The organism is Spirosoma koreense (assembly GCF_054777875.1).
Genome location: NZ_BAAHAC010000002.1, coordinates 17,088 through 39,754 on the forward strand (window position 1 = coordinate 17,088; position 22,667 = coordinate 39,754).

General features: G+C 50.4%; 18 protein-coding genes and 1 riboswitch. Of the genes, 10 read left to right on the forward strand and 8 right to left on the reverse strand.

Annotated elements, in window-relative coordinates:
- Window positions 1–68 precede the first annotated feature (68 nt).
- The 3 genes from ACYVC2_RS00705 to ACYVC2_RS00715 form a co-directional block, all read right to left on the reverse strand.
- Complete coding sequence (locus tag ACYVC2_RS00705) at window positions 69–617, reverse strand: SGNH/GDSL hydrolase family protein (protein WP_461100345.1); 549 nt, start codon at window positions 615–617, stop codon at window positions 69–71.
- 62 nt (window positions 618–679) lie between these two features.
- Window positions 680–1,741 carry a homoserine O-acetyltransferase family protein gene (locus tag ACYVC2_RS00710; protein ID WP_461100346.1) on the reverse strand — a complete coding sequence of 354 codons (1,062 nt, stop codon included), beginning with the start codon at window positions 1,739–1,741 and terminating at the stop codon, window positions 680–682.
- A 72-nt stretch (window positions 1,742–1,813) separates the two neighbouring features.
- A complete protein-coding gene (locus ACYVC2_RS00715) occupies window positions 1,814–3,130 on the reverse strand; it encodes an O-acetylhomoserine aminocarboxypropyltransferase/cysteine synthase family protein (protein WP_461100347.1) in 1,317 nt (438 codons plus the stop codon).
- A 190-nt stretch (window positions 3,131–3,320) separates the two neighbouring features.
- Window positions 3,321–3,425: riboswitch (SAM riboswitch) on the reverse strand.
- A gap of 182 nt (window positions 3,426–3,607) precedes the next feature.
- On the opposite strand from ACYVC2_RS00715, the gene ACYVC2_RS00720 reads away from it, so the two are divergent.
- A complete protein-coding gene (locus tag ACYVC2_RS00720) occupies window positions 3,608–3,934 on the forward strand; it encodes a DciA family protein (protein ID WP_461100348.1) in 327 nt (108 codons plus the stop codon).
- A gap of 119 nt (window positions 3,935–4,053) precedes the next feature.
- Here the strand turns inward: ACYVC2_RS00720 and ACYVC2_RS00725 are convergent, their stop codons facing one another.
- From ACYVC2_RS00725 to ACYVC2_RS00735, 3 genes are all read right to left on the reverse strand, one after another.
- The gene (locus tag ACYVC2_RS00725; RefSeq protein WP_461100349.1) at window positions 4,054–4,860 is read right to left on the reverse strand and encodes a polysaccharide deacetylase family protein; all 807 of its coding nucleotides are present in this window, start codon (window positions 4,858–4,860) and stop codon (window positions 4,054–4,056) included.
- Window positions 4,809–5,810 carry a glycosyltransferase family 2 protein gene (locus ACYVC2_RS00730; RefSeq protein ID WP_461100350.1) on the reverse strand — a complete coding sequence of 334 codons (1,002 nt, stop codon included), beginning with the start codon at window positions 5,808–5,810 and terminating at the stop codon, window positions 4,809–4,811. Before ACYVC2_RS00730 ends, ACYVC2_RS00725 begins: the two co-directional genes overlap by 52 nt.
- Before the next feature lie 181 nt (window positions 5,811–5,991).
- Window positions 5,992–7,593, reverse strand: coding sequence for a Na+/H+ antiporter (locus ACYVC2_RS00735; protein ID WP_461100351.1), 1,602 nt, complete (start codon window positions 7,591–7,593; stop codon window positions 5,992–5,994).
- Window positions 7,594–7,706: 113 nt separating this feature from the next.
- Here ACYVC2_RS00735 and ACYVC2_RS00740 point away from each other — a divergent pair, with 113 nt between their 5' ends.
- The 3 genes from ACYVC2_RS00740 to ACYVC2_RS00750 are packed head-to-tail and all read left to right on the forward strand — an operon-like array spanning window position 7,707 to window position 10,457.
- Window positions 7,707–8,693: an ion channel gene (locus tag ACYVC2_RS00740; protein WP_461100352.1), complete on the forward strand. Its 987-nt coding sequence runs from the start codon at window positions 7,707–7,709 to the stop codon at window positions 8,691–8,693.
- 53 nt (window positions 8,694–8,746) lie between these two features.
- A complete protein-coding gene (locus ACYVC2_RS00745; RefSeq protein WP_461100353.1) occupies window positions 8,747–9,649 on the forward strand; it encodes a S66 peptidase family protein in 903 nt (300 codons plus the stop codon).
- A 10-nt stretch (window positions 9,650–9,659) separates the two neighbouring features.
- Window positions 9,660–10,457: an SDR family oxidoreductase gene (locus ACYVC2_RS00750; protein WP_461100354.1), complete on the forward strand. Its 798-nt coding sequence runs from the start codon at window positions 9,660–9,662 to the stop codon at window positions 10,455–10,457.
- 83 nt (window positions 10,458–10,540) lie between these two features.
- Here the strand turns inward: ACYVC2_RS00750 and ACYVC2_RS00755 are convergent, their stop codons facing one another.
- Window positions 10,541–11,893 (reverse strand): amidohydrolase, encoded by a 1,353-nt coding sequence (locus ACYVC2_RS00755; RefSeq protein WP_461100355.1) that lies wholly within the window; start codon window positions 11,891–11,893, stop codon window positions 10,541–10,543.
- Between the two features lie 988 nt (window positions 11,894–12,881).
- Here ACYVC2_RS00755 and ACYVC2_RS00760 point away from each other — a divergent pair.
- The 6 genes from ACYVC2_RS00760 (at window position 12,882) to ACYVC2_RS00785 (ending at window position 21,260) form a co-directional block, all read left to right on the forward strand.
- Complete coding sequence (locus ACYVC2_RS00760; protein ID WP_461100356.1) at window positions 12,882–16,061, forward strand: SusC/RagA family TonB-linked outer membrane protein; 3,180 nt, start codon at window positions 12,882–12,884, stop codon at window positions 16,059–16,061.
- Between the two features lie 20 nt (window positions 16,062–16,081).
- Window positions 16,082–17,581, forward strand: coding sequence for a RagB/SusD family nutrient uptake outer membrane protein (locus ACYVC2_RS00765; protein WP_461100357.1), 1,500 nt, complete (start codon window positions 16,082–16,084; stop codon window positions 17,579–17,581).
- A gap of 251 nt (window positions 17,582–17,832) precedes the next feature.
- Complete coding sequence (locus ACYVC2_RS00770; RefSeq protein ID WP_461100358.1) at window positions 17,833–19,341, forward strand: arginine deiminase family protein; 1,509 nt, start codon at window positions 17,833–17,835, stop codon at window positions 19,339–19,341.
- Window positions 19,342–19,426: 85 nt separating this feature from the next.
- On the forward strand, window positions 19,427–20,356 hold the full coding sequence (ctlX, locus tag ACYVC2_RS00775; RefSeq protein ID WP_461100359.1) for a citrulline utilization hydrolase CtlX: 930 nt from the start codon (window positions 19,427–19,429) through the stop codon (window positions 20,354–20,356).
- 179 nt (window positions 20,357–20,535) lie between these two features.
- Window positions 20,536–21,003, forward strand: a complete 468-nt coding sequence (locus ACYVC2_RS00780) for a MarR family winged helix-turn-helix transcriptional regulator (RefSeq protein ID WP_461100360.1) — start codon at window positions 20,536–20,538, stop codon at window positions 21,001–21,003.
- Window positions 21,004–21,050: 47 nt separating this feature from the next.
- Entirely contained in the window at window positions 21,051–21,260 is a 210-nt protein-coding gene (locus ACYVC2_RS00785) for a hypothetical protein (RefSeq protein ID WP_461100361.1), read from the forward strand.
- 374 nt (window positions 21,261–21,634) lie between these two features.
- Here ACYVC2_RS00785 and ACYVC2_RS00790 read toward each other — a convergent pair whose 3' ends face one another.
- Window positions 21,635–22,450 carry a porin family protein gene (locus ACYVC2_RS00790; protein ID WP_461100362.1) on the reverse strand — a complete coding sequence of 272 codons (816 nt, stop codon included), beginning with the start codon at window positions 22,448–22,450 and terminating at the stop codon, window positions 21,635–21,637.
- Window positions 22,451–22,667: the final 217 nt, after the last annotated feature.

The window sequence follows — 22,667 nt, forward strand, 5'->3', positions numbered from 1 at the left end:
TAACCTCATGTATCCGTGAAGTTGCGACTTTTGGCTTATATTACCGTAACTGTAGCGTCAACAAATCGTTAAAAAATTTGTGCCCCCTGGAGCGCCTGCTGCCACGCCCGATACCCCGACGGATTCAGATGCAGGCCGTCTTTTTCGAAAAACTCCTGTCGCGGCCGCCCGTTGCCGTCCAGCAAAGGCGTCGTCATGTCGACATACCGGTAGCGGTCGTTTTTTGCCACTTCGTTCCGGATAAGTTCATTCGTATGCCGTATCTGCTCGGCAATACCCCAGCGGGCCGGGCTGACTTTGATGGACAAAAAAGACAGGGGTGCATCGGGTAGATACTTGCTCATTTTTTCGACGAAGGCGTAGAAAAAAAGAAGGACTTCTTCCGGATGCCGGCCATCGCCGAGATCATTGTCTCCAGCGTAGAAAACAATCGATTTGGGCGCCACCGGAATCAGGATACGCTCGAAGAACCAGGTACAAGCCGCTAGTGTCGAGCCGCCGAATCCTAAGTTAAGGGGGTTAATTTGCGGGAAATCCTGCGCTAATGTCGTCCAGAGCCGAATCGATGAACTACCATAAAACACAATCCGATCGGACGCCGGAGGTAATGATGTCATTTTTGTTTCCAGCTGCTGAACGTCGGCTTCGTACCAAACCATACCAGGGTAATTAATGAGGACTAACGGATTTTTACGGTAGCTGACAACGGCACGTCGACCGAGGTTGTGCTGGCTACCCACTTCCGAATAATGTTTGTCAATGGCCGAAATTCGATAAGAAAGCCGTCATGACCATATAATGAATCAATTTCCTCGTAAACGGCCTCGGGAATATGACGCGCCAGAAACTGCTGTTCCGAGGGCGGGAAGAGCAAATCGGAGCGAATACCCACAACCAGCGTCCGGGCTTTGATTTGAGCCAGGGCATTAAGAATACTGCCCCGGTTGCGCCCCACGTTATGGGAATCCATCATCTTCGAGAGTGTCCAGTAGGTAAATGCATTGAAGCGATCGGCCAGCTTTTCGCCCTGATAACGCTGATACCCAGCCGCTTTATAGCCATCCAGCTGCTCGTTATTATCCAGCGCCTGCGTGAAGCCATAGGTATCATAATTGCGGTACGAAATCATCGCCATAGCCCGGGCGGCTTTCATACCGGCTACGCCCGCTTTGTCGCTTCGTTCGGTCCAGGTCGGGTCAGCTTCGATCGCCATTCGCTGGGCTTCGTTGAACGCAATGCACCACGGCGAAGCCACAGCGCTAGCCGCAATCAGGACCAGATTCGCGATCAGGTTCGGTTGTAGAATGGCCCATTCGACGGCCTGCTCTCCACCCAGAGATCCACCGATACAGGTGTGAATTTTTTCGATACCCAGTTCCTGACGTAATAAATCGAGGGTAGCTACGATGTCCCGGACCGTTACGGCCGGAAAATCATGAAAAAAAGGTTGCCCCGTCAACGGATTTACGGACAAGGGGCCCGTCGAGCCGTAACAGGATCCGAGTACATTGGCACAGACGATAAAATGCCGGTCCGGATCAAAATATTTGCCAGCCCCGACCATCCCTCCCCACCAGTCGCCAGCGTCGGCATTGCCCGTCAGCGCATGGCAGATCCACACGACGTTCGATTGATCGTCATTCAGCGTGCCGCGCGTGGTATAGGCCAACCGGAAACTCGGCAACGTCTCGCCCGACTCGAGCGGGAATGAATATTTATAGTCGAAATACTGGAGGTTCAATTGAAAAGAGTTTACAGTTACTGCTTGCCGTTCATGGCAGACTGACAATTGCCATGAACGGCAAGCCGAAAACTACGTCAATACTGGCTCGGCAATCTGAGCAAATGCCTGTTCAAGATCGGCTTTGATATCATCGATGTGTTCGATACCCGCCGAGATGCGCAGTTCGCCCAGCGAAACACCGGCGCTGGCCTGGTCCTGTTCGCTCAGTTGCTGGTGAGTCGTCGACGCCGGGTGAATAATCAGCGTCTTCGAATCGCCGACGTTCGCCAGATGGCTTATTAATTTCAGGCTGTTGACAAACCGGTCAGCTGCGTCTTTACCACCTTTCACTTTGAACGTAAATACGCCCCCGAAGCCCCGCTTCAGGTATTTTTTAGCCAGCTCGTGGTACGGGCTGCTTTCCAGACCCGGATAGTTGACCGACTCGACCTGCTCATGCTGCTGGAGCCACTGTGCCAGCGCCAGCGCATTCTGCACCGTACGATCGACGCGTAGCGACAGGGTTTCTAACCCCTGCAACAACAGGAACGAGTTGAACGGACTGATCGCCGGCCCCCAGTCGCGCAGGCCTTCTACGCGGGCCCGGATAATAAACTGAATGTTACCAAACGGCCCGCCCACGCCGAATACGTCATTGAAGACCATGCCGTGGTAGCCTTCAGATGGCTCTGTAAACTGCGGAAATTTGCCATTGCCCCAGTTGTAGTTACCGCTATCCACAATGACCCCACCAATGCTCGTTCCGTGGCCACCAATCCATTTCGTGGCTGACTCGACCACCACAGCGGCACCGTGCTCGATAGGCCGGAACAGATAGCCGCCTGCTCCGAAGGTATTGTCAACGATCAGTGGCAGGTCATACTCGTTGGCCAGAGCCGCAAAGGCGTCGAAGTCGGGAATGTTGAAGCCTGGGTTACCGATTGTTTCGAGGTAAATGGCTTTTGTTTTATCGTCAATCAGTTTAGCGAAGGCTTGCGGATCGCTGCCTTCAGCGAAGCGAGCCTCGATGCCCAGCCGCTTAAACGATACCTTAAACTGGTTATAGGTGCCGCCATAAAGAAACGAGGTCGTTACGAAGTTTTCGCCCGCACTCAGAATATTACTCAGCGCAATGAACTGAGCCGCCTGACCGGAGGCCACCGCCAGAGCCGCCACTCCACCTTCCAAAGCCGCAATCCGCTTCTCGAATACGTCTGAGGTTGGATTCATGATGCGGGTGTAGATATTTCCGAATGCTTTCAGTGCAAACAAATCCGCACCGTGCGCCGAATCATTGAATACGTACGAAGTGGTCTGGTAAATAGGAACAGCCCGGGAGTTGGTCGTGGGGTCGGGTTCCTGCCCGGCATGGAGCTGGAGCGTGTCAAAATGAAGTTGAGAGGCCATACTGAAAAACTGAGGTTTTGTGTAGTCATTGATCAGCGGTAGGTATTGGGCTACCGTAAACGTGAGGATGCCGCAGAAAACCTCTCCCGATTTTCAGCGGTGCAGCAACGTGTCGAAGGCTTAGCAGGTTTCAGCCCGGGGCCATCCAGCCCGGGACTGACATCTCTGATGGTAGAGCATGTGCGTATTCGATTTATAGTTCCTAAAATGATTTTAGGCAGGAGTTAGCACCTTGCCGTGAGGTAGGTTGCCAGCGATTCGTAGAGCCTGATCTCTCCCCGCTTCTGTATAAATCAATTCGTGCCAGAAGGTAATTGGCGCGTAATAATTGACTTGATGCCGCAAGTATAACAGCCAAACGGCGCGAATCCAAACAGGACACGGTTTTTCTGTAGGGTAACTTTTTTTACTACCAGACAGAAAACCGACGCTTGTCAAGTCGATTCATTGTTTACTTTTGTGGCAAGACACCTGCCCATGAATCAGACGTACCGATACAACCGCGAAAATGCCACCCGAGTAGCCGGAACCACTACTCTCAAGGACGCCATCGGTCAACTCCTGAAAGCGTATCAGCTTCAGACCCGCTTCAACGAAACGTACCTCGAAGCCTTCTGGGGGCGGATGATGGGCCCCGCTATTGCTTCCCGTACCAACCGGCTCTACGTCCGCGATCGGAAACTTCATATTGAAATTGCTTCGGCTCCGCTACGCAATGAACTTGTCAACGCCAAACAGAAGCTGATTCAACTGGTCAATAAAGACATGGGCTCCGATGTCATCGATGACGTTATCTTTATCTGATAATTGACCCTAAAAACGAGAAAGCGCATCGATCAGGATCGATGCGCTTTCTCGTTTTTAGGGATTGTTAGTCAGAGGTAATCATTAGGCATCTAAAGTCAATTAATGACCATCAATGACTATTTCTGACTTACAATCCCTAGTCGTTTTGTGAATTCGCCCATGGTGCTAAACTCACCCATTGGTTTCAGATAGCGCAGGAGTTCATCAACGCGGTCGAGCAGAGCATCACGCGAGTGTCGGCGGACGTAGGCAGGGATCTGCTCGTAGGCAGACAAATCGGTAAATTCCCAGGGATGCACGTACAAATTCAGAAACCCATCCGACTGTAGCGTTTGCCGGCAAAGCTGTTTATAGAGCGCGAATGGGAAATTCTTCAGACTCAGCCAGAACAGCGGCAATCGGAGCGTCGGCGTAACCGACGCCGGAATCTGCCACACGCCCATCTCCCGAAACGGGTGCCGGGGTTCGCCCCAGTGGTTATACCGCCCCGGAAGCCAGGTCGGATGCAACGATGAGTTATATTTGTAGCCAGCCTGGTACACATCGTTCGGATCGACAAATCCCATACGTGCCCGGCGGAAACCCAGAATCGGCTGATTCAATAACTCTTCCAAAGCCAGCCGGGACTTGAGCAGGTCGGCGGGTTCGAAGGTAGTATGATAGTACCCGTGGGAGGCAATTTCGTGTTTGCGCGACAGGGCGCGGATCAATTCCGGCTCATGCAAGGCGTAATTCGCCGTTGTAAAGAGCGTAGTTCGGGCACCGATCGCGTCGAAGCGTTCAGCCAGTAATTTTAACCCTTTCGTTGAAACGGCCACTTGTTCCGACAGCGGAATGGCATGACCGAATTCAACGGCAGTATCGAACTCTTCTACGTCAACGGTGAATAAAATATCACGTCCTCTTCGGATGGGGCTTGCCATGTCGTTACGCTCTCCTCGATGTCGCTCGTATCACTGATAATATAGGCGGGGCGTCCTTTCACTTCTACGAACGTTTTGCCCAAATATACGCCGATAATACCGATCATGATAAACTGCACACCGCCAATGAGCACTAGCAGCAGCACCAGGGTTGTCCAGCCTGATACGGTTGCGTTCGTAAAATAGTGTTCATACAGCGCTTCGGCGCCGAATAAGCTGGCCAGTAGAAACATACTGAATCCGAGCAGTACCGACAGGTATAAGGGGCGAGTCGAGAACGAGGTGATGCCCATAGCCGCCAGTTTGAGCATTTTCCGGAACGAATATTTAGAACGACCCGCGTACCGGGCGGCTGGTTCATACAGAATCCGGCACTGTCGGAAACCCACCCAGGAAATAGCTCCGCGCAAAAACAAATCGTTTTCTTTGAACTGTTTCAGGGTATTGACCACCTTCCGGTCGAGCAGTCGGAAGTCGGCGGCTCCGTCTTCCAGTTGAAGTTTGGAGACAGTCCGCAGAATACGGTAGAAATATTTCGAGGTTGTACGTTTGAACAGCGATAATTTGGGGTCAGACTGCCGGACCGTGTATACCACCTCATAGCCCTGCCGCCACTTGTCGATCAGGGCCGGAATCAGCTCGGGAGGATGCTGCAGATCTGCATCCAGACAGATGACCGCTTCACCCAGGGCGTTGTCGTACCCTGCCCGAAGAGCCATTTGATGCCCAAAGTTCCGGGAAAAGGACAGAAACCGCACCACAGGATAAGCCTTGCTCAACTGCCGCAGTACATAGCGCGTTTGATCAGAACTGCCATCATCGATAATCAGGATTTCGTAGGAACCATACGGCTCCATAACTGCCATTAACCGATGAACCAGAACGGGTAAGTTTTCTTCTTCGTTAAAAGCGGGTACTATCAGGCTGATCATACCTGGTAAAGACTTCATGAGTGGGTTATCGTTAAAATCCGTACGGATTAGCTATGCTGAAAAACTTCCGCTAACTTAAGTATATTTACTCAATGTTTTCTAACCAGAATAAAGAAAAAATTACTCGTGTGCCTGCCTCTTTCATTTTGGTACGTTAAGAGGTCCGGCCGGTTTCGATTGACTGCACAGGAATACAAGGTCAGTGTGAAGGCTGTACCAGAGAAAGGCGGGCTGCCTCCAGGTCCAGTTCCTGCTCCATTTTCCGAAGAATTTCATCATCCAGCAAACTGTTCTGCCGCTGTTCGACAAGAACCATTCGCTCTACATCGATCAGTTCGAGTTGCAGCCGAATGGCCTGCTGATATAGTTCGGCCGGGCGCTGCGAGCTGTTAGTTGCACGGAGCATCCCGTTTAATTCACTGATTTTCAATTCGTATTCGTTTTTTACGTAGTTCAACACATCGTCATGCACCGATCCAGCCGAGTGATTGGCTTCGAGATGTGTGATCACCTGCAGTGCCATTTTTTGCCGTAACTTACGCTCCTCCTGCTTTTCGTCGATTACTTCCCGAACGTTGAGTGTTTCCACGATTACGGGTAAGGTTAGCCCCTGCACAACCAGGGTGATAAAGATGACAATAAACGTAATGAAGAGAATCAGGTCGCGGGCCGGAAAGGGTTCACCATTAGGTAAGGTGTTTGGCAGAGCAAGTGCACCCGCCAGCGACACGACCCCTCGCATGCCCGCCCAGCCAAGGACCATTACCTGTTGCCAGGTCGGCCGAATTTCCTTTTCCCGTATCCGGGCGCTAAACAAACGGGGCAGATAAGCACCCGGAAATACCCAGGCCAGCCGGCAGACAATCGCAACGGCACTGATAAGCAGGCCGTCCGTCAGGGCTTCTGTCAGGGTATAACCGTTCAGATTGGCGACGATCATGGGCAATTGCAGGCCAATCAGGATAAAGACCAGCCCATTCAGCAGAAAGACGATAATCTCCCAGACTGAATTGGTCTGCAGCCGGCTGTGATAAGAGAAAAGTTCGGACGAACGGGCCGAGAGAAACAAACCAGTCGTTACGGCGGCCAATACCCCTGATAGATGATAGTTTTCAGCCAGCAGGTACGATCCGTAAGGTGTCAGCAGCGTGATCGCCGTATTGATGACCGCATCTTTACTAATGGCCCGGTGCACCCAGATTAGTAACCAGCCGATCGCCAGCCCGATCGCCACGCTGGCGATGGCAATACCAACGAATTTCAGACTGGCCTCCCAAAGCACAAACTGACTGGTCAAAATCGCACTCAGGCTATAACGGTAAATAATCAGACTAGTCGCGTCGTTTACCAGGCTTTCGCCTTCCAAGACCGTGTTGATCCGCTTTGGCACGTTCAATCCACGCATCACCGACGAAGCGGCTACGGCGTCAGGAGGGGCAATGATCGCACCCAGCAGATACCCCTGCGCCAGCGAAAAACCAGGAATGAACGCATGCGCGACGACAGCGACCACCGTCGATGTAAACAAGACCAGTCCAACCGCCAGCATCGACACCGATCGGCTATATAGCTTCAGTTCAATATTGTCGATCTGCCAGGCAGCCGCGTAGAGTAACGGAGGCAGAAAAATGAGAAAGACGACGTCGGGGGATAATATATCGGCGGGCAAACCGGGAATCCAGCCGATAAACAAACCAACCAAAACCAGCAGGATTGGATACGATATTCGGAAACGCCGGGCTATTACCGCCAGCAGCGTCGTCAAACTGAGTAAAGCGGTTACGGTTTCAATTGGATGCATTGAACGGCAGAATGCGGTGGATTCGGGTTAAGCCATGATGAGCAGGGCAAATTTGCTATAACTTTGTTTGCTGACCTATTCCGGCTGTATGCTTATTAACAAACTTGATCCTTATGAATTCATCGTCACGTCAACTTTCTAATAAAGCACCCCACAACAGCCAGTTAGTGGAGCAGGAGGAACGACGCAATGATCTTGGTTTCGGTACGGTACTCACCGACGTTACGACGCGGCTGGTCAATCAGGATGGTAGCTTTAACCTGATCCGCACCCACAGTTCGCTCTGGGATCGGCTGAATATCTATAACCGGCTCATCACGATGAGCTGGGTGCAGTTTTTCTGGTGGTTACTGGTGAGTTATCTGGTTGTCAATACGCTTTTTGCGGGCATCTATTTGCTGGCGGGCTCGGATGCGCTGGTGGGCATTGATGAAAAGCTGATCGATGGTCCCTTCTGGAAGTGTTTCTTTTTTAGCTCGCAAACCCTCACGACCGTGGGGTATGGCCATATTTCCCCGAATAACTTCCTGACCAGTTCCATTGCCGCGTTCGAATCGATGATCGGGCTGCTGGCCTTCGCGCTTGCAACAGGCCTGCTCTACGGGCGGTTTTCGAGACCTATTGCCCACATTCGTTTTTCAAAGCATTCGGTATTTGCGCCTTATCTGGACGTAAACGCCTGGATGTTCCGGATCATCAATACCCGCGCCAACCAACTGATCAACCTGGAAGTAAAAGTTTCTCTGACACGGCTCGAACCCAAAGCCGACGGCACACTTTACCGTAAATATTATAACCTCCATCTGGAGCGCAACAGCGTATCATTCTTTCCAGCCAACTGGACACTGGTGCATCCCATTACGGAGCAGAGCCCCTTATACGGCTGTACAGCCGAACAACTCGAACAGGCAGACGCCGAATTTCTGATTTCTCTACAAGCGTTAGATGATACTTTTGTCCAGAATGTTCACACCCGGTTTTCGTACCGCTACAACGAAATTCGCTGGGGTCATAAATTTCGGCCCATGTTCGACGGAGATCAGCAGCAGAAACTGGACCTGAATAAGCTCGACGAAACCGACGCCGTCGACCTGAATTGACAACCAAATTCCGGTCTTTGCAAAGACCACCAACTGAATTAACTCTTTATCGAATGCGTCCTCCTTTTCTGCGTCCCGGCGATACGGTCGGTATTGTTTCTCCGGCGAGTTGGTTTCCCTATGCGGAACTGGTCGATGGCCTGCGAATTCTGCGTGATGACTGGCAACTCAATGTCGTTGAAGGTCGGAGCCTGCGGGCTAAAGATGGCCCGTTTGCCGGCTCCGACGATCTCCGGCGAGCCGATCTTCAGCGTATGTTCGATGATCCGACGATCCGGGCCGTTTTTGCCACCCGCGGTGGTTATGGCTGCTACCGCATTGCCGACGACCTGGACCTGAGGCCGTTGCAGGCTGCCCCGAAATGGCTGGTTGGGTTTAGTGACATCACGGTTCTGCTTAGCTTATTGCACAGAAACGATTTTGTTTCGCTGCATGGCCTAATGGCCCGCCAGTTTGGCGATCCAGATCGGGCCGAATCGCTGGAGTCGGTGCGGCAGTGGCTCTTTGGCGAGTGTCCGACCCACTATACCGCTCCGGTACATTCCCTCAACCGACTCGGTCAGGCCGAAGGACCGCTAGTGGGTGGTAACCTGACGATGCTCATCAACTCGCTCGACACGCCGACCGATATCGATTATAGTGGCAAAATCCTCTTCATCGAAGACATCGACGAAACGCTGTTCTCCCTCGACCGAATGATGAGGCAACTCCGCCGGTCGGGTCGACTGGCCAGGCTGGCAGGGCTGGTTGTTGGGCAGTTTACCGATATGCGTCTGAATTCAGCCTTGCCTTTTGGCAAAGACTCGTTCGAGATCATCGCCGACGCCGTTTCTGGCTACGATTTTCCGGTACTGTACGATTTTCCGGCCGGACACGTGACCTACAACCTGGCGTTACCCATCGGGCAAATAATAACACTGGCCGTACAGGCCGACAGCGCCCAAATCAAGTTCTGAAGCCTGTCTTATGTCATTTACAAACGCTGTGATCTGGATCACCGGCGCATCCTCGGGTATTGGAGAAGCCATTGCCCTGGAAGTAGCCAAACAGCCGAACGTTAAGCTGGTGTTGTCGGCCCGGCGGGAAAACGAGTTACAGCGCGTGGCTTGGCAAACAGGTTTACCAGCTACAGACCTGCTGGTATTGCCTATGGACATAAGCGATACAGATAGCCTGCCGGCTCAGGTCGAAGCTGTGCAACAGCGGTTTGGCCGAATCGATTTCTTGTTCCAGAATGCAGGCATCAGCCAGCGAAGCACGGTTTCGAACACTGATTTCGCTGTTTACAAACGCCTGATGGACGTCAATTTCTTTGGGATCGTGGCGCTTACCAAAGCCGTCCTGCCGCTGATGATTGCTCAGGGCAGCGGTCATATTGTAGTTACCAGCAGCGTTGCCGGAAAATTAGCGACCAAACAGCGATCGGGTTATTCGGCCAGCAAGCATGCGCTCCACGGCTTTTTCGATGCGCTGCGGGCTGAGACATACGAAGCGGGCCTACGGGTCACTATTGTCTGCCCTGGGTATATCCGCACCGCCATATCCATCCATGCGCTCGAAGCCGATGGACGCCCACACGGAGAGATGGATGAAAACCAGCAGAAAGGCATGGCTCCTGATGACTTTGCCCGGCGGCTGATACGAGCGGTTTCTCAGGAAAAAGAAGAAGTGTACATCGGCGGAACGGAGATCTACGGAATTTATCTCAAGCGTTTTTTCCCGAATTTACTGTCCCGAATACTTAGAAACCGGGAGGGTACTTAGATTGGTTTTCAACACTGAGCCACAGAGAGCACAGCGGTTTTATTGATTATTCCGTGCTCTCTGTGGCTCAGTGTTGAAAAAATTTAATTTCCGCTTGCCGTCAGTTCTTTGATGGCGACACCCTTGCTGGCGAATTCCATGTAGTCGGTTGTGAGTCGGCAAAGCGACTTTATTCCGAGTACAAATCCACCTTCGTCAATCTGGAAATCGGGGGTGTGATGCGGAGCGGCTTCTTCCACTTTTTTCCCTTTCGTCATGCCGCCCAGGAAGAAAAAGAAGCCCGGAACTTTCTGCTGGTAGAACGAGAAATCTTCGGCACCCGTCGAAGCCGGGGTGATCTGAATATTCTTCTTGCCCGCCACCGCTTCGAGCGTCGGCACCATCTGGTCCGTCAGCTTTGGGTCGTTGTAGGTAACCGGGTACATTACATCGATTTTGACGTCGGCTTTGGCTCCTGCACTTTCGGCAATGTTGGTTGCAATTTCGTTGATGCGCCGGTGAACCAGTTTCTGCGCTTCAGGGCTGAACGTCCGGATGGTGCCGATCATGTTCGCTTCTTCCGGCACGATGTTCTGCCGAATCCCACTGTGCAGAGCACCTACCGTCACCACCGCTGCGTTGTCGGTCAGCGTCACGTTTCGGCTTACGATGGTCTGCAGGCCCATAACCACCTGCGCCGACGTCACGATGGGGTCTACGCCCGACCAGGGAGCGGCTCCGTGGGTTTGCTTTCCTTTAATTTTGATGGCGTACGAATCCACTGCCGCCATAGTCGCCCCCGGCCGGTATTTGATTACGCCCACTTCGGTTTGGGAGTTAATGTGTAAGCCAAAAATAGCATCGACTTTGGGGTTTTCCAGTACGCCTTCTTTAACCATCAGGTAAGCGCCCCCCTCTTCGCCCGTCGGAGCGCCTTCTTCGGCAGGCTGAAAGATAAACTTAACCGTACCCCGCAGGTCATTTTTAATGGAGGCCAGCACTTCGGCCGTACCCATCAGAATCGCCACATGCGAATCGTGGCCGCAGGCGTGCATGATGCCCGTTTGCTGGCCGTTATACTCCGTTCGGGCTTCCGACTTAAACGGTACATCGACGCGCTCCGTCACCGGCAGGCCGTCCATATCGGCTCGTAACGCCACGACGGGACCAGGCTTTCCACCTTTCAGCAGGCCGACCACACCTGTTTTCCCGACGCCTGTTTTTACGTCCATACCCAGCGACTGCAGGTGGGCGGCAATCTTGGCGGCCGTCTGAAATTCACGGTTTCCCAGTTCCGGATGCTGGTGAAAATCCCGACGCCAGGCCACTACTTTTTTCTCAAGCCCTTCGGCGGTTTTGTCCATGCGTGCATTCAGCGTAGTACTCTGGCCGAACGTCGACTGACTGGCCAGACTTAGCATGGATAGCAGTGCAGCGCCCAGTTGATAGTTCTTCATCCTGTTATCTTATTTATCCGTATAAAAATTTGTCTTATGCAATTTATACAGAATCGAAATAAAATATTGACGCAGCTGCCCTAAGCCCTAACATTATGACACAAATTCAATTTTTTATAAAATAATTCATCTTCTCGATTAATAGACCATGCTTTTGCACAGTCAGTTCGTCTGTCTTTTTTGTGTCCTGGTACCGGTTTTGGCACACCATAAATCACTTAGTGACCATCAATCTTTTCCTACGGAACTGGTTACCCCGATACAGGCATAGCGAAAGGTTTATTTTACGGTCTGTAAAATAAAAATAGTGCAATAATTTCAAGCTTAAAATAAATAGATTCTTATGTAACCAAAAGATGACTTATCTGTGAATTATACAATTTGATGATTTCCGTATTAATCACCAACTAATAACTACTGTTACAATATATAATATTATAAAATCAATGAAATATAGTTTTTTATACCTATTTATTGCCTTTATTTAGAATATTACTTTAAAAAACTAAAATTACTCATTCAGTCAGGATATAGATTCCGGCTGTGTGCATACAGTCTGGTTATATTTCATATACATTCAGTAATTATTGCTTCGCTGTATTAAGGTAAGCTTCTGTCAGACTGACAGTTAGTTATTACATTTTGGGTATCAGCCTACCCAGCCATTAGATGAGTATATCTTCTCAGCCAGGTCAACCTAGTCGGGTAGCGTTCCAGCTTACTGCATCACTCCGACTGATGTCAGGGGAAAAATTTGTCACTTTCCCTAATAGATAAAAGGATTTACCGAAGATTTAAAGCTCCACAGAAAGAATAGCGCAAATCGAACTAAATGACAGATGAATAGAGCTATAAGTGGTGGCTATAGAACCAGTATTATCGGAATATTACAAAAAATTTTACATGAACGTAACAATGTTATTAATCTACACCTAAATTTGTATCCCCAATTTTGGGTTTTAGACAGGTTTATAACTTCTGTTTCATTATGAACAAAATTTTATTGGGAAGTTGGTTGTTATCGCTACTTTTCTGCCTGCCTGTTCTGGCACAGGATGTAGCCGTTAGCGGCCGCGTCACTTCATCAGAAGATGGGTCGGGCCTACCAGGCGTGACCGTACAAGTTAAGGGAGCTAACCGCGGGACCAACACGGATGCGCAGGGAAACTACCGCATAAATGCGCCTGCCAACGGCTCTTTGGTGTTTAGCTTCATCGGCTATACCTCACAAACCATCGACATCAACAATCGGTCAGCCATTAATGTCGCCCTGGCGGGCGATGCTCAGCAACTGAGCGAGATCGTCGTTATTGGTTATGGTACCCAGACCCGGCGCGATGCCACGGGAAGCATTGCTTCCGTAAAGGGCCCCACGATTGCGAACATGCCTATTCAGAGTTTCGAATCTGGACTGGCTGGTCGAACGGCGGGTGTTCAGATTACAGTTCCGAACGGCGTACTCAATAACCCGCCTGTTTTTCGGATTCGCGGGACAAACTCTATCTCGCTTAGCTCCCAGCCGTTGATCATCGTTGATGGTGTTCCGGCTTTCACAGGAGACTATTCGCAGACAAACGCACCAGCTAACCCACTGGCCAGTATCAACCCGAACGATATTGAAACCATAGACGTAGCGAAAGATGCCGCTGCAACGGCAATTTATGGTAGCCGTGCTGCCAATGGCGTGGTCTTCATCACCACCAAACGGGGTAAGTCAGGGGCGGTTAAAGTAAATTACGACGGCTGGGTTGGCTTTTCAGACGCGTATCGATTACCATCGCTGTTGAACGCACAGGAGTATATTAATTTCAAAACGCAGGCCGTAGCCAATAACCCAACAGCCAGCGCGATCAAGTATACTCAGATAAACGATGCAAACGGCAACCCTATCGACACGAAATGGTATGACAAGGTTTATCGGCAGGGAGTTTCTCACAGCCATAACGTAAACATTTCCGGTGGCTCTGAAAAAACCAACTATTACTTCTCGGTTGGTTATTCGAATCAGCAGGGTATTCTGAAGAAAAATGATTTTCAGCGGATCAATACCCTGTTCAACATGGACAGCAAGCTCAGCAAGCTATTTACGGTCGGCGGTAAAATTTCTTATTCGAATGAGAAAAACCTGTCGGCAACTTCCTCCGGCTCGCTGTATGGTGAAGCGTACAATACCGGTGGCCTTGGGCGTCTGGCCATTGTACTTCCCCCCATCATTTCGCCTTATAACAATGATGGCTCGTACAATACGAACGGGGCTGCTATCGGGTCGTCGAACATCAGCGGCATAAGCTCATTGTCTTATTACAACCCAGTCGTTACGCTGGATAATAACCGGTCTAACTCTGAAAGCAATCATATCCAGGCTAACGTCTATGCGCAGTTTAAGCCTCTGGACTGGATTACCCTGAGAAGCACCTACGGTATCGATTACCTGCTGGTCAACAATGACCTTTTCTGGTCGCCCAAAGGTGGAGATGGGTATAGCTACAGCGGCTATGGCAGCGCCATTTCTGGCACCTACAAAACCTGGGTGTTGACCAATACAGCGCAGTTCGACCGGACTTTCGGGGGTAGCCATAATGTAAGCTTACTGGTCGGCCAGGAGCAGCAACGGCGCACCTCAAATGCGTATGGGATCAATCGCCAGGGTTTGTCGGACGATGCTTACACACAAATTCAGGCAGGCTGGGTGACCAATAACGCTACGGGTATGACCTATGGCGAGAACTATTTGTTATCTGGTTTTGGCCGACTGAACTATAACTATAAAGAAAAATACTTCCTGAGCGGTAACGTTCGTCAGGATGAATATTCCGCACTGGGTGAGAAGAAGGGCGTTTTCTGGGGCGCATCGGCAGGCTGGGAAATTGCTCAGGAAGGCTTCTGGAAAGCAGCTCATCTCGACAATGTGTTCAGCAGCTTTAAAGTACGGGGTAGCTACGGTAAAGTAGGTAACATTGGTGGTATCGGCGACTATACCCCCTACTCTACCTATGCTTCTGGCTTATATGGGGGCGCTTCTACGCTGTATTTCTCTAACGTAGGTAACCCCAATCTGAAATGGGAAACCAGCCTGAAGACCGATGTCGGCTTTAATTTCGGTTTGTTCAACGATCGGATCACGGGTGAGTTCGCCTGGTATAAAAACGACATCAACAACCTGATCCTGTACGTAGCACAGGCTTCATCGACCGGTCTGCCTACCAACCCTCCTCAGAACGTAGGGACGATGTATAATAAAGGGGTAGAGTTTTCGCTGAACGCCCGGGTGATCAACACCAAGGATTTCCAGTGGAATTCTAACTTCAACATCACCTTCAACAAAAACGAGGTTACTTCGTTGGCTCCCGGCCTGAACGTCATTCAAACAGGTATTGGTGGCGGCACGAGCGAAACAGTAAACCAAACTGCTCCTGGGTATTCATTGGGCCAACTTTGGGTAATTCGTACAAACGGCGTTGATCCATCAACCGGAAAGCGGATTTTTGTCAACTCGCAGGGCCAGAACGTATATTATCAATACTACGCGCCAACGGGTCAGTCTCAGTACTCAACTACGCCTGATGGTACGACAAAATATGTAAGCCCAACGGGTGGATCGGCTATTACGCAGGCCGCAGATGGGGTCATGTATGCCAACGTACTACCGAAGCAATACGGTGGCTGGGATAACACGTTCAAGTATAAAAACTTCGACCTGAGCGTTCTGCTTACGTACCAATTAGGCTTCTACGTGTATTACGGAACCAATGCTGGTCTGCATGATCAACGCTGGTGGAACAATGCCAGCGATGTCCTGACGGATGCCTGGCAGAAAGAAGGTGATAGCGGCAAGAAGTACGCGAAGCCTGTTTATGGCGATAACGTGTCAAACGGTTCTGCCATGCCGCTGGATATCAACGTCTTCAGAGGGGATTTCCTGAGACTGAGAACCCTGTCGCTGGGCTATACGCTGCCTGCGTCGCTAACGTCGAAGGCCAAGATCAGCAACCTGCGGGTTTACGTAAGTGGCCAGAATCTGGGGCTTATCACCAAATACCCTGGTCCGGATCCAGAAGTATCGTCGAACGGAGCCAGCAGCAATAACAGTACTTCGTCACAAGGTGTCGACAGAAACACAATCGGTAACGCACGTACGATTACAGTTGGCTTACGCGCCGGTTTTTAATGCCTTTCATCAAAGATTCTATGAAAAAGAAAATAATATATTCGGCCGCCTTATGCGCACTTAGCTGGGGCTTCAGTGGCTGTAATCGGGATCTGCTCAGTCCAATTCCGCAAACGTCGGTATCAGATGCATCGGCGTTCAGCACCGTCAGTCGCGTACAAACTCAGTTACTGTCGCTTTATGGATCAGCCAATGCAACCAATATCGGTGGTCTTAAAGACGGTAACTTATATGGAGGTCGCTACGTAGTGTACGGCGATATTCGTGGCGAAGATTTTATCAACGAAACGGGTAACCTAATCACCAACTCTGACGTGTGGGCTGAAAACCCAACCAACAGCGCTACCGCCGTTACGACGCTATGGAATGCCGCTTATCTGACGATCAACAAGTGTAATATCTTTTTGGACGGCATGGCTGCGGGTGGCACCAAAGTAGTAGGAGCCGATTTGGGAAAACAATACGTGGCCGAAGCTAAACTGATTCGTGGCCTGGTTTACTACAGCCTGCTTCAGTACTACGCTCGTCCTTACGCGGATGGCAACGGTAGCAAACCTGGTCTTCCTTTGCGTCTTACCGGCATTAAAGGAGCCGGTCAGTCTGACTTGGCGAGAAGTTCCGTAGCGGATGTGTATACCCAGGTGCTGAAGGACCTCAACGATGCGGAAACGGACTTGCCCTCAAAGTACACGGCGGCTTCCGACAACGTAACCCGTGCTCACAAGAATACGGCGATTGCGCTGAAAACACGCGTTTACCTGAGCATGCAGAACTACGCCAGCGTCATTACGGAGGCCAACAAGATCGTAAGCGCTACGGCTCCATTCTCGTCGCCGTCAAACGTTGCGAACGCATTACAGTCTGATATTACGACTGTCTTCACAACGTATACGACATCGGAATCTATCTTCTCCCTGCCGATGACGACCACAGCGGGTGATTATCCGGGAACGCAGAATCAGTTGGCGTATTATTATTCGCCTACGCCTACCAATGGTGGGGTCGGGAATGGAGAATTTTCGCTGAATCCCAACGGAATTATCGCCAATACGGGATGGAAAGCAACTGATAAACGTCGGTCGTTCATCAAGCAATCGGGTACAACTACCGTTAAGAACTGGCTCAACAAGTACAAGACAGCCAGTCCGTACACAGATTACGTACCCGTAATTCGCTATGCTGAAGTGCTGCTGAATCTGGCTGAAGCTAAAGTGCGTACCAGTAATACCGTCGATGCGCAGGCAGTTGCTTTATTGAATGCCGTGCGGAATCGGTCGGATGCAACGACAACCTTTACCGCAGCCAGCTTTGCCTCGTCTACCGATCTGATCAATGCGATCCTGACAGAACGTCGTATTGAGTTCTTAGGAGAAGGACTACGGAACAACGACCTGATGCGTTTGCTGCAAACCATTCCTGCCAAGGGAACCGCTCAGTCTAAAGCTCCCGCCGATAATGGCTACATCTGGCCAATCCCGGCGTCGGAACTGGCGCTGAATAAGCTTGCTGTCGATAACTAGTCGATAAAATAGCTCAATACAAAAAAGGGTACCTGTCGACAGGTACCCTTTTTTGTTGGTCTAAACGAGCTAAATTGTTTATATCTATGCATAATCATGTCGTTTTCTTATTATAAACGAGAAAGTAAAGTATCGTTAGTAAACACGGCATGCCGAAACGTATCAAGGCAAAAAATAATAATTTTCTGTTATGGGTTCAGACGGCTTGTATTACCTTGCCAAGGGCCTGACTCTCCAGGCTTCTCAATTGTATGAAAAGCGAACGTCAATTTATCGAACCTGACGAAGCAACTGCCGATATTGCTCAAAATCGGCTCGCTTCGCCCGCCATTCAGGTTTCTTCTGAAATCGGGACGCTCAAGCGGCTGCTGATCCATAGTCCCGATCGAGGCCTGGGTAAGGTTGTTCCCTCAAAAGCACAGGACTGGCTGTTCGAAGACATCGTGCACTTGGACATGATGCGCCGGGATGAGTACGACTACTATATAAAGCTTCTGTTATATTTTCTGGACCCAGACGTCATCCGCGGTAAAGTTGCTTCGCTCAGCCCCGGTCAGGATCGCTCGTTCTTCAAACCTGGCCATGCCGATTATTATCGGTCCGATAAGGTCATCGATATTCAGTGGCTATTATCCGACATTCTGGCTGACGAAAGCATTCGTACGCGACTGATTGCCGCTATTTGTGGAATCGAACGCACTTCGTTTCGGACCCAGCAGCACCTGAATCAGTACGACCCAGCGGAACTTGCCAAGATCATGATTTCGGGATCACTGCCCGATCTGACGCTGCTTTTTGCTCCCTTACCGAATTTTATTTTCACGCGCGACATTGGTATTGTCATCAACGACCACATTCTCCTGAATAAACCCGCCAAACTCGCTCGTACCCGCGAAGCGCTGCTGACCCAGTACATTTTTTTCAATCACCCCCTGTTCGCTGACTATCAGGATAAAATCCTTGAAATTCCGGATAACGAACATGCCTTTCTGCTGGCCGACGCCGACGTCAACCGCGACGTTACCCGCTCGACCCTCGAAGGGGGAGATGTCATGATGATTGCCAAACGGCACCTGCTGATCGGGGTTAGCGAACGGACAACACTGTATGCAGCTCAGCAAGTCATGCGGCTCGTATTCAGCAAAAATCTGGTCGAGAAAGTGACGATTATCAAGATTCCCAAAAAACGGGATTACATGCACATCGACACCATCTTTACCCAGGTAAAGCGCAATGTCTGGGTATTGCTGGGTTCATTGGCTCGTACGGGCGATGAGGCCAAAAAACGGGATGTTCTGCATTTTTTCGCGCCGAAAGACCTCTCCGAGGAATTAAAAATTCTTCAGTTTATCAAAGGCCTGGACCACAAGCCGATCGAGATCGAAAACCTTGAAGACCTCCTGACCGATATCAGTACCAACGATCTGGGCGCTACAGAACCTGTGCAATTTATTTACTCCGGCAACAATGAGTTTCCGTTCGGAGCCCGGGAGCAGTGGACCGATTCCTGCAACCTGCTGGCGCTGAAAGACGGGGTTGTGATTGGCTATGACCGCAACGATAAAACCGCCGACGCCTTCAGGGCCGCCGGGTTCGAGGTGATCGGCGCTGCGAAGTTACTAGACCGGTTCGAGCAGAAGCAGTCGTCGCCGGAAACGATTGAAAATACGTTCATTATGCTGCCTTCGGCTGAGCTGTCCAGAGCGCGGGGCGGTTCGCATTGCATGAGTTTACCGCTGCTGCGGCAGGAAATCGTTTAGCCAGGTGCGCTGGTAACAATTTCCTGAATTAAGGCTTTGGTGCTAACTTGCTTCGGTTAAGGACAACTTTCTTTCGACTTTATTCATGCAATCACAGGCTACCTCCCGTCTTCTAATGATTCGTCCGGTTCATTTTGCGTTCAATGAACAGACGGCGGAATCGAATGCGTTTCAGGTTGTCAACCTGGCCGCACCGACAATAGACGCTACCCAGGAAGATGCCCAAAGCGAGTTCGACGAGATGGTTCGGCAGCTTCAGGCAATTGGCGTAGACGTCATGGTGTATGAAGATACACCCGAACCTCACACCCCCGACTCTATTTTCCCGAACAATTGGGTTTCGTTTCATGCCAGCGGCACAGTCGTGCTGTATCCTATGCAGGCTGCAAACCGGCGGCTCGAACGGCGGCAGGACATCATCGACGATCTGGCCAAAACGTTTCACGTCGCCCGCATTATCGATCTGACCCATTTCGAACAGGAAGGGAAATTTCTGGAAGGTACCGGTAGTCTGGTTCTCGATCGGATGAACCGCGTGGCATTTGCCAGTTTGTCGCCCCGTACACATCCTGATGTGCTGGCCGAGTTCGCCCGTCAGACCGGCTACCGGACCGTATCGTTCCGGTCGGCCGATGCCAACGGGCAGGCTATTTACCATACCAATGTGCTGATGTGCATCACCGATACGCTCGCTATTGTCTGCCTCTCGGCCATTACCGATCCCGACGAACGGCTGATGGTTCGCCATGAGCTGGAAGCACTCAATAAGCGGATCGTTGACATTTCGCTGGAACAACTGGCCAGTTTTGCCGGTAATATGCTGATGGTTCTGACCAAAAAAGGCCAGAAAATGCTGGTAATGTCTACCCGTGCTTTCGAATCCCTGACTCCTAAGCAAATCGACATTCTCGACGACTACGCTACCCTCCTGCATTTCGACCTGTCGACCATCGAAAACGCCGGTGGGGGTTCGGCCCGGTGTATGCTGGCAGAGGTTCATCTGCCCAGAAAGTAGAGCGCAACGGGTTACGTCGCATGACCGAGTGGTTTAATTGCTGATTACTGGATACTAGTGCCGGTGAATTGCTGACGCTCATGAGCCGTAAAGGAGTACGGCGCTACTTTTTTTAATTTTTGTTTGCACATACAAATATCGCTTTATACCTTTGTCCTCGAAGTTTGAATACAGAACCTATGACAGAAGAAAAAGCCGTAGCCGTGGCTCATGACGCGAAAACAACAACCCGCTTTAGTGCCTGTTTATTGTTTTCCGCCAATGCCCTGGCGCGGGCCATTACCGCAATCGGTGACGAAGAATTTGGTCGATTTGGTTTATGCTATTCACACGCTTATTTACTGTGTGAAGTGGTCGCTCAGCCAGGAGTAAGTCCTTCTCAATTGAGCGAAACGCTGTATCTGACGCCCTCTACCATCACTCGACTGGTGGAAAAGTTAGAACAGAAACGATTGGTCCGGCGGGAATCGGAAGGTAAAAAAACCCTGATTTACCCAACCACAGAAGGAGAAGCGTTGCAGCCCGAGATTGCCGAAGCCTGGGATCGCGTCGGCGAAAACTATTCTCAGCTTATCGGCGCATCGAATGTATGCCAGTTAACTCAGCAGGTGTTTAAAGCAGCACAAGCTCTGGGCGAAGGGCAGTAAAAAAAATATCCGAAAAATTTGGTTGCACATACAACAAAATTATAGCCATGAAAACGAACGAAGAAACTGTAGGACTCCTGATCGGCAACGCAACCGATACGACAAAAGATATTTGCCGTTCATTGGCTAAAAAAGGAATCTCAGCCATTGTTGTGCAAAAAGAAATAACGGAACCGGAAGTAGACGACGCCCCCCGCCAATGGTCGGGCCAGCCGGGTAAAGATTTGTTTTTCAATGGCTGGAAACTGCTGTTCTAATAGTAGTGTTTCCAGCCGTGCCGACTGCACTTACTAATCATACCGACTGATAAGTAGTAACTTATTACTTGCCGGCTGAGCAACGAATCTTCGTTAGTCATCTCAAAAAGTGCTCCCACCGAGCGCTTTTTTTATGTCGGCGCATTCGTAAAGTCCGTTTGAACTGGCCAGCTTTTCTGTCATCCCGACCCCAGGAGGAATCTTAAGCTTAGTTTATAGGCGATTTTAAAATTCCTCCTGGCGTCGGGATGACAAAGAATAAGCAAACTCTTCTTCGAAAATGATACGCTTAAGTGAGCTCATAGAGACAAAAATGGCGACACCCAACCGGTTGTCGCCATTCTGAAAACCCACTCTATGAGAAATTTTTAGTCTTACCGACCGCTCAGTGGAAACGAATAACCAACCGTCAGTTGACTGCGAATGACCCTGGTGTCGGTATTAAATCCTGTATCGGGGCTACCTAGTGTATACATCCCCCTAGCTTCGACCGTAACATGCCCCGGACCAGCTTTTATAGCAGCTCCAAGTCCTAGCGCTCCTCCAAACGAAAATCGCTCTGTATCAGTGTCGATGGGTGTCTTTTTCCCGTTTGTGCTTTCGCTGGCCAGGTAAGAGGCATACGGCCCAACATTGACGAAGAAGCGATTACCGGCGTAGGTTCCAGACGAAAACTTCACCAGCAACGGTACTTCGATCACATCGGCTGCGCCTTTAATGGATATTCCCGTGAAACTGTCCTCTAGTTTCAGGCCGTAACGGGCGTAATTGATTTCTGGCTGGAACGAAACGGCTCCTGCTCCGAAATTAAAGGTCAGGCCTCCCACAAAACCAGCCGTCGGTTTGAACAAACTTTGTTGTTCTGTAAAAAACGAATACGTTCCGCCCGCCCGAATACCGATCCGGGTTCCCGATGTGCTCGCTTCCGGATACGCCTTAGTAGTGCGACTGGTCGTTGAGCTGCTAGATGAACCACTATAATCGCTGGTACGCCGTTGCGTTTGGGCAGGTGTTGTGACCGGAGCGGTCGTTGCCGGTTTCTTTGTAATACCGTGATACTGATCGTAAAGCTCCTGTTGCCGATTCGTGCTGGTTGTCGACGTGGGGGACGTGGTACTACCACTCGCCTGCGCGAAAGCCAAGCCAGCGGGCAGCAGAATAAGGGCAACTAACGGATAAAACGGTTTCATTGGTCAATAAATTAATAGTGTAAGATTAATCACTAAACGATAATATTCCCTAACATATCTGAGGAAACGGTTATTCAGTTGAGCATACGGCTATTTTTCGGAAACATTTTAAGGGCAAGTTAAGTAGATAAACCATACCTGCCGGTTGCCGATTACTCTGATGGCAAAAGCGGGTTATAGTTTAATCGAGCTGCAGGATCAACCAACTGCAGTAGTC

Coding starts and splice junctions, on each gene's coding strand:
- ACYVC2_RS00740 (WP_461100352.1), top strand. CDS start 7,707: ATGAATTCATCGTCACGTCAACTTTCTAATAAAGCACCCCACAACAGC.
- ACYVC2_RS00780 (WP_461100360.1), top strand. CDS start 20,536: ATGACAGAAGAAAAAGCCGTAGCCGTGGCTCATGACGCGAAAACAACA.
- ACYVC2_RS00765 (WP_461100357.1), top strand. CDS start 16,082: ATGAAAAAGAAAATAATATATTCGGCCGCCTTATGCGCACTTAGCTGG.
- ACYVC2_RS00720 (WP_461100348.1), top strand. CDS start 3,608: ATGAATCAGACGTACCGATACAACCGCGAAAATGCCACCCGAGTAGCC.
- ACYVC2_RS00755 (WP_461100355.1), bottom strand. CDS start 11,893: ATGAAGAACTATCAACTGGGCGCTGCACTGCTATCCATGCTAAGTCTG.
- ACYVC2_RS00770 (WP_461100358.1), top strand. CDS start 17,833: ATGAAAAGCGAACGTCAATTTATCGAACCTGACGAAGCAACTGCCGAT.
- ctlX (WP_461100359.1), top strand. CDS start 19,427: ATGCAATCACAGGCTACCTCCCGTCTTCTAATGATTCGTCCGGTTCAT.
- ACYVC2_RS00730 (WP_461100350.1), bottom strand. CDS start 5,810: ATGAAGTCTTTACCAGGTATGATCAGCCTGATAGTACCCGCTTTTAAC.
- ACYVC2_RS00745 (WP_461100353.1), top strand. CDS start 8,747: ATGCGTCCTCCTTTTCTGCGTCCCGGCGATACGGTCGGTATTGTTTCT.
- ACYVC2_RS00735 (WP_461100351.1), bottom strand. CDS start 7,593: ATGCATCCAATTGAAACCGTAACCGCTTTACTCAGTTTGACGACGCTG.
- ACYVC2_RS00785 (WP_461100361.1), top strand. CDS start 21,051: ATGAAAACGAACGAAGAAACTGTAGGACTCCTGATCGGCAACGCAACC.
- ACYVC2_RS00715 (WP_461100347.1), bottom strand. CDS start 3,130: ATGGCCTCTCAACTTCATTTTGACACGCTCCAGCTCCATGCCGGGCAG.
- ACYVC2_RS00790 (WP_461100362.1), bottom strand. CDS start 22,450: ATGAAACCGTTTTATCCGTTAGTTGCCCTTATTCTGCTGCCCGCTGGC.
- ACYVC2_RS00705 (WP_461100345.1), bottom strand. CDS start 617: ATGACATCATTACCTCCGGCGTCCGATCGGATTGTGTTTTATGGTAGT.
- ACYVC2_RS00750 (WP_461100354.1), top strand. CDS start 9,660: ATGTCATTTACAAACGCTGTGATCTGGATCACCGGCGCATCCTCGGGT.
- ACYVC2_RS00725 (WP_461100349.1), bottom strand. CDS start 4,860: ATGGCAAGCCCCATCCGAAGAGGACGTGATATTTTATTCACCGTTGAC.
- ACYVC2_RS00760 (WP_461100356.1), top strand. CDS start 12,882: ATGAACAAAATTTTATTGGGAAGTTGGTTGTTATCGCTACTTTTCTGC.